We start from the raw sequence: 9,890 nt of genomic DNA, 5'->3' as shown, positions 1-9,890 counted from the left end.
CGGCGCCCCGGCAAACTCCACGCGGACAAAGGCTACGACTACGCCCACCTGCGCCGATGGTTACGCGGGCGCGGTATCACCCACCGCATCGCCCGACGCGGCATCGAGTCCTCACAGCGGCTGGGCCGCCACCGCTGGACCATCGAGCGCACCATGGCCTGGCTCGCCGGCTGCCGCCGTCTCCACCGCCGCTACGAACGCAAAGCCGAGCACTTCCTCGCCTTCACCAGCATCGCCTGCACCCTCATCTGCTACCGCAGGCTGGCCAAATGAGATGACTTCTTAGAACGGGGATGGTCGCGGGAACGAAAGGCCCCATGCGTCGATCGTGCCGGTGTTCCCGGTCGTGATGTCGGTGACGCTGAGTCTCCACATGCCGGTGCCGGTCTCGGAGGAGGCGTTGACTGTGTAGTTCTTGTAGACGTCAGCGGTGGTGTCGCTGTCGGTGAAGTCTTCCAGTGGGTAGGAGCGGCCGCTGGGTCCGTAGAGCTTGAGGACGAGGTCACCGCGTCGGGGGTGGGTGAGGTAGACGCTCACTCCGAGGTTGGTCGGTGCGGACCCGCTGTTGTTGCTTGTGATGGCGTGGCTGAAGTTCTCGTGGTGGTCGAGGATGGGCGGGGTGCCTGATGTGTTGGCGGATCCGTTGGGGAAGGTGAGGTTCCAGGCGTCGATGGTGCCGAAGTTGCCGGAAGCGACGTCTTGTACCCGTAGTTTCCATGTGCCGTTCGCGATCTGGGTTGAGGCGTTCACGGTGTACGACTTGAAGACGTGGTCGTTGCTGTCGCTGTCCGCGATGTCCTCAAGCGGGTAGACCGAATTGTTGGGGGCGACGAGGCTCAGTACGAGGTTGCCCCGATGGGTGTGTTTGATGTCGACGCCGACTGCGAGGTTTGTTGGGGCGTAGCCGCTCTGGCCGTGGACCTGGAGGGGACTTTCGGCCGTGGTCTGGTCGAGGACGGGAACGTCGGCGATGCTCCGCTTGGAGATGTGCTTGCACGGGTCGAGCTGCGGGTTCGCCGGCATGAGGCAGGAATCGGGGGGAGGTGTGGTTCCGGATCCGGCGGTGGCAGCGTCCTCTGTCCCGGTCGCAGGGCCGAAGATGGAGAGGCCGGGGGGCTGGTACGGATCCGCGAAGGTGTTTACAAAGTTTTGGTTTGCAGGCCAGGTTGTGGTGTTGCACCACCACAGCCGCGCCTCCCGGCCCCATTCGTCGCTCGTGTCGAGGCAATAATTCGAGGCCAAGTGAATGATTGTTCCGTTGGCTAGAAGCTTGAACTTGGTGGAATTCGTGTGCGCCGGGTCGGTGCAATCCACAAAGGCTGGGCGGGCGGGGTTCGATTCAGGGCTGAGGAAGGCGAGGCAATGGTAGCCGTCGGTCAAGAGGTCCCTGTCTTTGTAGTAGAAGAGTTCCTCTAGGTCCGAGTTGCATCTATCCATCGTGACGATGTTGCCATCGGGACTCTGGAGGCATTTATCCGGATGCTGGACGCTGCTGATTACGTTGAAATTGGCGGCAGCACGGAAGGCGAATTCAATTGCATAGTGGTCAGAGCCCGCTCCATTGAGGCGGCGTCCGGACCACCCTGTCATCGTCTGGCGGTCGTTGGAGACCATGTAGTCGAGTTCGCCACCCCCCTGCTGGGTTCCTGAACCGCTGGAGTAGATCTGCGAGCCGGGGGGGACTGTGAGGTTATCGGGACGCCGGTTGAAGTCGCCGAGGACGGCCCACATGCCTGGTGCACTTGCGCTCGCGATTTCGACGAGCATGTTCTGTGCGTCGTTGCTGCGGTTGTCGCCGTTGGAGCTGGCGTGGAAGCTCCAGAACTGGCTGCCGTCGGAGAGTTGGATTCCTAGTGCGGGACGCATCCCCCAGTTGCTGTTATTGGCCTGTCGCGCTGCGATGGCACGCGGGGTTCCAGGGTCTTCGTGGCTGACGATGGCGACGTTGTTGCGGTTTCCGGTGGGATCGGTGTTCAGCCAGGTGATGTAGACGTCCCGACCGCGGGTTGTACTGCCGACTCTCCACCTGCGGACCTCGTATTGATACGTCGCCTGTCTTCCGTTGACGGTGATGTTGCCGGTGCGCACAACGGTGCCGGGCAGGCTGCTGCGGGGGCCAGCTTCCTGGAGGGCGACCACGTCGTGTTCAATCCGGTTGTTGCCGCCTACTGCGAGGAGGGCAACGGTGGTGGTCCATTTGCTGTCGCTCGCGGACGAGGCTCCCTGCATGTTCCAGGTCGCCATCCGGTGCTGGCCCGGCGTCGCATGACTCCAAGGCGCGCTGTAGAGGACGAGCGAGGAGGCGATGAGGACTGCGGTGATGAGGTAGGTGAGCAGCGCGGGCTGGGCCCGCCGTGGTGCGGGTGGCAGGGGTGGGGGTGGCGTCTGGAGTGCAGCCGGCATCGTGACCTCGCAGTGCAGGGGAAGGGGGTGGCAGGGTCGAGCTCGCGCGGTGCGGGAAAGCAGCTGGTGTTACGCGAGCATCGTCCGCCGGACGGGCGTGCCGGATACCGTGCCGTGGTTCCTTGGTCGCTCGTCCTGCCGAACGCTCTCCCCTGAATGGCTGTGTCGTTCAGGCGTGTCGACCTCATCCGGCTGTGCTGAGTGGCGGGGTTCTGGAAGGCCGGGTCAGCATCCTGATCAGAGGCGGCACATGGTGTGCTCCTCCGCGGCTTCGGCCGGCGTGCCAAAGGAATGGGGTCTTCATGCGGTCTGCTCGTGTGCTGGGTAGGAGTTTCGCCGTCGCCGCCGGAGCGGCGCTGATGTGCGGCGTCGCGCCGGGAGTGGCTCAGGCAAGCAGTGCGCTCACCGACAATGCGTGCGGCCGGGCCTTCGCCGACTACACGGGTACGTTCACCGGGACGGCGCTCATCGGAAACGGCCCCAGCCAGATGACCTACACCCTGACGTTCCCCAGGCCGGGCGTGTACGCCATGAAGCTGGCGGTGTCGGGTACCTCGGGTACTCACGAGGCGATGGGCTCTGCGAAGATCCAGTCGACTGACGCCGTCGGGAACCTGGTGCTGACGGTGCCCGCCTTCCGCCCGGTCGGTCCGCCCGAGTTCCTGGAAGTCACCACCCGGGACACCCAATGTCAGGCCGGGCTCCTGGGCACGACACCGCCGACGGTGACAGGGCTCACGTTCTCGACTCCCGGAAGCCCCGAGATCGTCATGAGGCGCACTGCCTGAACACAACAACCTGGGCCGACTTCTGACAGGAAGCCGGCCCAGCAGTATGGATGCGCCCTGTCTGTCTGCGCGCCCGCGTAGGCAGACAGGCTCGGCTCTGCCGTGCGTGAGGCTGTCGCTGAGGGGGAGTGGGGTTTCTGCTGTTCAGCGTGTGTGGTCGGGGATTTGGCTGCGTAGGTGAAAACGCGTAACTCGCTGACAAAGCCAGTGGGCTCCACTCTCGGGCGCACCACGATGTCCCGCACCGCACGGGGTACGTACCGTCCGACGATGCGCGGCACTGTCACCTGCACCCGGCGCGCCGCACCTGCACGGCACGGGCCCACGCGCCCCCCTTGACCAGGTCCGCCCTACCCCCTTGACCACGTTCGGCTCTACCCCTTGACCAGGTTCGCCACCGGCACGTTTCTCCTTGACACAGCAGGTTCGGCCGCCGATCAGGGCCTGGTCAAGGGGGTGTGTGATAGGGCCCGCCAACGTGGTCGCGCACCTGGTGCGGTGCGGTGGAGTCCACCCGATGGGCGCGGTGCGCACCACCGCCGTCCCCGGTGCGGACTACGCGATGGAGAGGCGCACCGGCTGGGCACCGTCCGGTGTGGGGTGGGCATTGAGGGCCTGGCTCACTGCGACCGCCTCCAGCTGGCGCAGGACATCGGCGACGTCCTCGTGGTCTTCGGTGAGGACGTGGAACACGAACTCGATGACGGCGTGAGCGATTCCCTCCGCCGCCCCGTGGCCGGTCTGCTCCCAGATGCGCAGGGATTTCACCAGGACGCGCCCGACGGCTTCCAGGGCGAACGCCGCGTCGCACGGCTCATCGCCCAGGGGCCCGGCCAGGGAGGTGACGGGTACGACGATCCGCTCGAGGACGTCGACGAGCAGCTCGGCCATCCGCGGCTCGGCGCCGGCGAACTTGTCGGCGGCTGCGAAGTCACCGGCCTGGACGGCCCGGAGGTAGCTGAACGTGCTGATCGCCGCGTTCGGGGTCATCGGGGCGAGCGGCAGGGTGATGGTCTCGGGCATGACGACTCCTCATGTACGGGCCACCGCGCTGATCGCGGCGGCCTCAAGAGGAGCCTCTATTGGCGGCCCTGTGGACAGAGGCCGGTGCTCGGGAGGGAGAGGTCTCCCTCCCTGCCGGACCCGGCAAGCCCGGGGCGCTGGTGTGGTGCTGCTCATGGACAAACGAGCCGGGGCAAGGCGTTTCTCGGGCATAGGAGACACCGGTAGGTCGGGGCGATCAGACAGCGGACAAGGGGGTCTTCCTCACGGTGCCACTGGTTCGTGCGCAGCGGCGCGCGACCTGGTCCAGCTCACCGACCCGGCCGCCGGCCGGAGAACCGAGGATCCGATGCCCGCCCTCACCCCGCCCGCACAGCCTGACCCGGACCCGGAGAACGGGCCTGTCGAACCTCCGCAAGGGGTCCTTCCGGCCCCCTCCGTGGACCCCTCCATCACCCCCTCCGCGCCCCGTTCTGCCAAGCCGGGCATATCCGCAGGTCAGACGGGGCGGACAGGAGGTCGCCGCAGGTCCGACAACCCTCCTGTACCGAGGAAGCCAAAGCACAGGAGGACCTCGACCGAACCTCGACGCCGGGAACTGCTGCAAGCGCTCGGGATCTTCCAGCGGGCCACGCCCGACCAGCTGTGGAAGCTGACCCGCCCCGACAACCAGCACGACAAGCTCGTACGGGACAACCTCCTGGATCTGGAGGAGCACCACCTGGTGAGGATCGAAACGGTCCGGGAGGACCAGCGGCAGGTGTGGGCGCTGACCCGGCGAGGACACGGCGAGGCGAAGAAGCTGCTGGAGCCGAAGGGCATACGAGTCTCGGCGCTGCGCGAGAAGAAGTACGGCCCGGTCACCGGGAAGCTGCTCGGCACCAGCTACGACGACCACGCCGCGGCGGTCACCTCGACGGCCGCCGAACTCCACCGCGCCAGCATCGGGCACCGGCTCGGCAGCAGCTTCGTGCAGAGGGCGGACCTGGTGGTGCGGGCGCCGGCGGCCGGGGTGCCGGCGCTGCTGCTGGAGATCGACCGCCGTACCGAGGACGCCCACGAGCTGGTGCACAAGCTGCGCCGGTACTGGGAGTGGGGCCGGCTGCTCCCGAAGGACGCGGACAAGCGCACCGTGGACCTCATCCGCACCCGGCCGGACGCGATCGACAGCGTCGTCGGCCACGAGCAGCAGCTGTGGCGCCGGTTCTATCCGCCGACCGGCCGGGAGGGCCTGGTGCCACTCGCGTTCGTGTTCGCGGACACCACCGAGGCGAAGGTCGCCAACACGATCGCGGTGCTGGAGGAGGCCGGCCGCGACTACTGGGCGCCGCGCCGCTACCGGAGCCTCTACCAGGAGGCGATCACGGCGAAGGACTACGGCCGGGCGGTGCCCGTCGTCGTCACCACCCTGGAACAGCTCCAGGAACACGGCGCGGACGCGGCGGTGTGGCGGCGGCTGGGACGCACCGGCGAGCAGACGCTGACGGCCGCGCTCGACAACCCCGACGCGAGGTCCTCTACCGCGACCAGGAGGCCCGCGCCGACGCGGCTGACAAGCAGCGCGGAAGATTTCAAGTCCAGTGAGACGGTCGTGAGGTTATGAGGTTTGTGGTGTGGGTTCCCGGCGTTTGGCCGGGTCGTTGATCCATGCTTTCTGGGGTATTTCGGGTGGTTGGGGGCGGCGGCCGAAGCGTTCGGGGTGGCGGGCGTATGCCTGGGCGAGGGTGACGGCGCGCTGGTCGCGGACTTCCTCGGCGGTTCCGAAGTGGACGCTGGCGGGTGTGTGCAGGCCGATGCCCGAATGGCGGTGCTCATGGTTGTAGTACGCGATGAACGCGTCGAACCACTCGCGGGCGTGGGCCAGGGAGTCGAAGCGTTCGGGGTAGTCGGACATGTACTTTGTGGTCTTGAACTGGGCCTCGCTGTAGGGGTTGTCGTCGGTCACCCATGTCTCCCAGGGCCGGGCATGTGCCCGGCCCTGGGAGGCCTCCTCGCGCAGACCACACTCGCCCGCCCCCTGCCGGCCCCGGACCAGGAGGAGCCGCCGGCCCGGGGCTGGGGCGCTCCGGGCCGGCGGTCCAGTAGGACGGGGTCAGCGCAGCGGGCGGCAGAGCAGGGCGTTGGGTCGGCCCCGCTCGCCCCACCACCAGGTCATGGCGACTCCGGCGATGTACTCGTTGTCGGCGCACTGGCCCTTGTAGTCGTTCTCCGCCCAGTCACCGCGCACCTTCCCAGGGTTCTGGGGGTTGTCACCGCGGTCGAACCAGAGAGTGCGGCCGGTGGTGGGCAGCGGGGTGGCGGACGGTGCACAGAGCACGGAGACCGTGGAGGGGCCGCTCATGCTGTAGCCGACCGCGAAGCTGTTGACCGGGCACTGCACCTTGTCGTAGCCGGAGGCCCAGTCCCCCTGCTTGACGTACTTCTCGCTGTTGACCATCTCCCAGGTTCCGGCTGTCTTGGTCGGCTGGTTGACGTCGGTGCACAGACCGCGGCCGTAGCTGCGGCTGAGCCCGATCAGGCGCTGGGTGTCCGGGCAGTTGCCCTTGAAGTTGCCCGGGCTCCAGTCCGGCTTGGCGAGCATGGTGCGTGACAGGTTCCAGTCACCGTGGTCGATGTCCACGATGTTCCAGTGGTTGACCGAGGCGATCTTGCCGGTCCTGCCGGGGACGTTGACCAGCTTGTTCCAGTCGGTGGCCCGCCAGTCGCCGGCGTCCTCGACGCTGAGCCGCTTGCCGGTGGCGTCGTAGTTGATCAGGGCCCAGTTGTCGTTCGGCTTGCCGTTGGCGTCCATCCAGCCCACCGTGGGCCACTGGGCGAAGTCGATGTCATTCTGCACCAGGATGTCGGTGAACCGCTTGAACCAGTCCCGGTCCTTGGCGACATCACCGTTGGTGGGGTCGGTGCCGCGGCCGCCGGCGCCGAACTCGCTGATCCAGACCGGGGCGGTGTAGTGCTTGCCGTCCTCGGTGACGAACAGCGCCTCGTCATTGACGGTCTGGATGAGTTCTTCGGGGCTGAGGTCCCGGTAGCGGGGGTCGTTGGTGTTCCCGCCCGACCAGCTGCCGCCCGCTCCGGTGTGGTGGGAGCCGGTGTAGGAGTAGAAGTGCGCGGAGTAGACCAGCTTGTTGGAGTCGATCAGGGTGTGCGAGAGGGTCCGGACCGGCTTCAGGGTAGGGCGGCCGTGCTCGAACGCGCCCTGGGGGATGCCGTACCAGTTGATGCCCTCCATGACGATCAGCATGTCGGGGTCGGCCTGCAGGATCGCGTTGCCCGCCCGCTCCAGGGCGGTATACAGGTCGTGGTCGTCGCCCCAGCCCCAGTTGGGGTTGTCCCAGGTGTCGCGGCGGACCTCGTTGCGCAGGTCGGCGCCGGCCACCCGCTTGTTGGCCTTGTACCTGTTGGCCAGGAACACCCAGTCGTCGATCCACTGCTGGGTGGACTGCCCGCTGTTCCACCGCTCATTGCCGTCCAGGCCGCAGCAGAACCGGTAGGTGGTGGTGTGGTTGTTGAGGATGACGGCGAAGCCGTCGGCGGTGAGGGCGGCGACCACGGCGTCGTACACCTGCAGCGGGGTCTTGCCCTTGAGCTGCGGGTTGGCCGCCACACCGGAGTCCGGCACGACGGTGGTGTCCCTGATCATCGCGTTGGAGAACGGCAGTCGGATGCTGTTGATGCCGAGCGAGTGGAAGTCGGCCATGATCTGCGTGACCGGGGTGCGGTCCAGCCCGAGCGGGATGTTGTTCGACTTCTCGTCGGCCTGGTGGTTGGTCACGTCGTTGACGTCGCCGCTGCCCTCGTACGTGCCCTGGGCGCCGGCCCAGTTGCTCGACTTGAGCTTGAAGCGATTGCCGTCCGCGTCGACGATGTACCGGCCCCGGGTGCTGAGCGGGCCGGTCCACGAGGCGGCGAGTTGCGGCCCGGTCAGTGCCACGGGGGCGGCGGTCGAGCTGAGCACCGCGGTCGGGGTGACCGCGCCGGCCGCGCCGGGCGCGGCGGTGGCCAGCAGCGAGGCCGTGGCGAGGACGGCGAGCGCGCTGCGGGCCGCGACTCTCGCGCGTCGGTGTAAGGCTCCGGTGGATCTCATGGGACATCACTCCAGGAAGGTGGGGGCAGTGGGTGGTGCGGCCCCCGGATCCACTGTCCACGCATGCGGCCCGGGGGTGGCGCGTGTCCTGGTCGGTGTCCGCCGTCAGTTGCTGCCTGGCAAGGACGGCCACCGGCCGGGTGTGGTGCGGGTGTGACGGGATGCCGGCTCCGTCCGCACGGGCGGGGCCGGGGCTGGCGCCATGCTCTACGGGAAGAGCGCCTGGATGCCCAGGACAGCGGCGCCTCTGGCCACTCCTCCCAGGGGAGCGGGCGCAGGGTCAGGGGGCAGTTCGCCGCAGCCTTGAAGCAGTGGTCGGCGTAGGCGTCCTTGATGTGCGTTCCGAGCAGGTCATAGGTGTCGAGCCCTTCGCCGGTGACGACGACGCGCTCGGGTCCGAACAGGGCGACCAGGGTGGCGATGCCGGTCCCGATCGCCCGGCCGGCCCGGGCGAAGACCTCCCAGGCGGCGGCGTTCCCGCCACGGGCCAGCAGGACAGCACCGTCGAAGTCAAGGCCGTCCTGACCGGTGGCCCGGCGGACGGCACCGACGATGGCGTCGCTGGAGGCGATCGCCTCCACACAGCCGACCTGGCCGCAGTGCCGGCGTGGGTCGGCGGGGTCGATGCTGATGTGCCCCACCTCGCCGGCCATCAGGCGATTGTTGACGACCAGTCCGGAGCCGATGCCGAGCGGGACGTCCTGCCAGCCCGGGAGCACCGAGTAGCGGACCCGGCCAGCGGCGCGGTCCACGTCGCCGGAGACCGCGATCCCGAGGTAGCGGGTGCGCTCCCGGAACACGGGTTCCGCGGTGAGCAGGAGCTCGACGAACTCGCAGATCAGGGCGCACACGGCCTCGGGCCTGCGGTCCTCGCCGAGCGAGCGCCCGGCGGTGGCACGCAGACCCGACCGCCGGTCACAGACCACGGCGTGGAGGGTGTCGGCGCTGATCTTCACACCGACGAAGAACTCCCGCTCCACGGTGACCGCCAGCGGGTTGACCGGCCGGCCGGCCCCCGGTGCGGTGCGCGCCGGGGGAAGTTCGTGGAGGTATCCGTCCTCGATCAGGGGCCTCGCGGACTTGGTGATCGCGGTGGACGAGAGCCCGGTACGGCGCGCCAGTTCCACCCTGCTGAGCGGACCCTCGGTCAACAGCAAAGAGAGGATGGCTGTTTCGGCGGGCGCGGAGACCAGCGGCTGTGTGTGGCTCGGAAACACGGCTGGAACCTACCCGCAAATAAGCAACCTCGTCCAGCATTGTTTTTCGGCGAATTTTGCAGTTACTCTCTGGTCACTTACGCGTTGACGTGTGGCGGAGCCCCACAGTGGGATGAGCACGCGCTCCGGGCCTTCGGTGCCCGGACCACCGCTCACCCGTCGGCCGGCGCCCTCAGGCTGTGCCCGCTTCGAGCGTGGTGATCGCCACCATAAAGTTCCGCCCGCGCACCGACCACGGCCGCGGTAGCGGCATCGTCGCATCTGGTGGCCGTGGGCGAACTCGGTCCTGGCCCGTCTCGCCGACGGTCCTACCTGTCTGTGATCGGCACCGTCAAGGTTCGGATCATCGACGCCGAGATCACGGTGACCTGGACCGATGGGACCGCGTTCACCGGC

The 9,890-nt window shown here is 67.8% G+C and carries 8 protein-coding genes; 3 read left to right on the top strand and 5 right to left on the bottom strand.

Annotated elements, in window-relative coordinates:
- The coding region (locus tag ACIQZO_RS39370; RefSeq protein WP_403636079.1) for a transposase at nucleotides 1–273 on the top strand (273 nt) is incomplete at its 5' end.
- Between the two features lie 9 nt (nucleotides 274–282).
- Here ACIQZO_RS39370 and ACIQZO_RS39365 read toward each other — a convergent pair.
- Entirely contained in the window at nucleotides 283–2,244 is a 1,962-nt protein-coding gene (locus ACIQZO_RS39365) for a proprotein convertase P-domain-containing protein (protein WP_403636078.1), read from the bottom strand.
- Nucleotides 2,245–2,705: 461 nt separating this feature from the next.
- Here ACIQZO_RS39365 and ACIQZO_RS39360 point away from each other — a divergent pair, with 461 nt between their 5' ends.
- Entirely contained in the window at nucleotides 2,706–3,191 is a 486-nt protein-coding gene (locus ACIQZO_RS39360; protein WP_403636077.1) for a hypothetical protein, read from the top strand.
- Between the two features lie 555 nt (nucleotides 3,192–3,746).
- Here ACIQZO_RS39360 and ACIQZO_RS39355 read toward each other — a convergent pair.
- On the bottom strand, nucleotides 3,747–4,214 hold the full coding sequence (locus tag ACIQZO_RS39355) for a hypothetical protein (RefSeq protein WP_403636075.1): 468 nt from the start codon (nucleotides 4,212–4,214) through the stop codon (nucleotides 3,747–3,749).
- Between the two features lie 418 nt (nucleotides 4,215–4,632).
- Here ACIQZO_RS39355 and ACIQZO_RS39350 point away from each other — a divergent pair, with 418 nt between their 5' ends.
- The gene (locus ACIQZO_RS39350; RefSeq protein ID WP_403636073.1) at nucleotides 4,633–5,796 is read left to right on the top strand and encodes a replication-relaxation family protein; all 1,164 of its coding nucleotides are present in this window, start codon (nucleotides 4,633–4,635) and stop codon (nucleotides 5,794–5,796) included.
- On the opposite strand, the gene ACIQZO_RS39345 is transcribed toward ACIQZO_RS39350, so the two are convergent.
- The 3 genes from ACIQZO_RS39345 to ACIQZO_RS39335 all read right to left on the bottom strand — a co-directional run bounded on the left by ACIQZO_RS39345 (nucleotide 5,791) and on the right by ACIQZO_RS39335 (nucleotide 9,428).
- Entirely contained in the window at nucleotides 5,791–6,138 is a 348-nt protein-coding gene (locus tag ACIQZO_RS39345) for an integrase core domain-containing protein (RefSeq protein WP_403636071.1), read from the bottom strand. The two genes, ACIQZO_RS39350 and ACIQZO_RS39345, sit on opposite strands and share 6 nt — an antisense overlap.
- 147 nt (nucleotides 6,139–6,285) lie before the next feature.
- Nucleotides 6,286–8,277: a glycoside hydrolase family 5 protein gene (locus ACIQZO_RS39340; protein ID WP_403636069.1), complete on the bottom strand. Its 1,992-nt coding sequence runs from the start codon at nucleotides 8,275–8,277 to the stop codon at nucleotides 6,286–6,288.
- A complete protein-coding gene (locus ACIQZO_RS39335) occupies nucleotides 8,274–9,428 on the bottom strand; it encodes an ROK family protein (RefSeq protein ID WP_403636068.1) in 1,155 nt (384 codons plus the stop codon). The genes ACIQZO_RS39340 and ACIQZO_RS39335 overlap by 4 nt, the downstream gene beginning before the upstream one ends.
- Nucleotides 9,429–9,890: the final 462 nt, after the last annotated feature.

Source organism: Streptomyces sp. NPDC097617, assembly GCF_044761485.1.
Taxonomy (GTDB): domain Bacteria; phylum Actinomycetota; class Actinomycetes; order Streptomycetales; family Streptomycetaceae; genus Streptomyces.
The sequence above is the reverse complement of the archived record's forward strand: the minus strand, read 5'-3'. Positions and strand labels throughout refer to the sequence as shown.

Excerpts from the sequence above, each read along its gene's own strand:
- ACIQZO_RS39360 (WP_403636077.1), top strand. The coding sequence starts at position 2,706 with ATGCGGTCTGCTCGTGTGCTGGGTAGGAGTTTCGCCGTCGCCGCCGGA.
- ACIQZO_RS39365 (WP_403636078.1), bottom strand. The coding sequence starts at position 2,244 with ATGGCGACCTGGAACATGCAGGGAGCCTCGTCCGCGAGCGACAGCAAA.
- ACIQZO_RS39355 (WP_403636075.1), bottom strand. The coding sequence starts at position 4,214 with ATGCCCGAGACCATCACCCTGCCGCTCGCCCCGATGACCCCGAACGCG.
- ACIQZO_RS39340 (WP_403636069.1), bottom strand. The coding sequence starts at position 8,277 with ATGAGATCCACCGGAGCCTTACACCGACGCGCGAGAGTCGCGGCCCGC.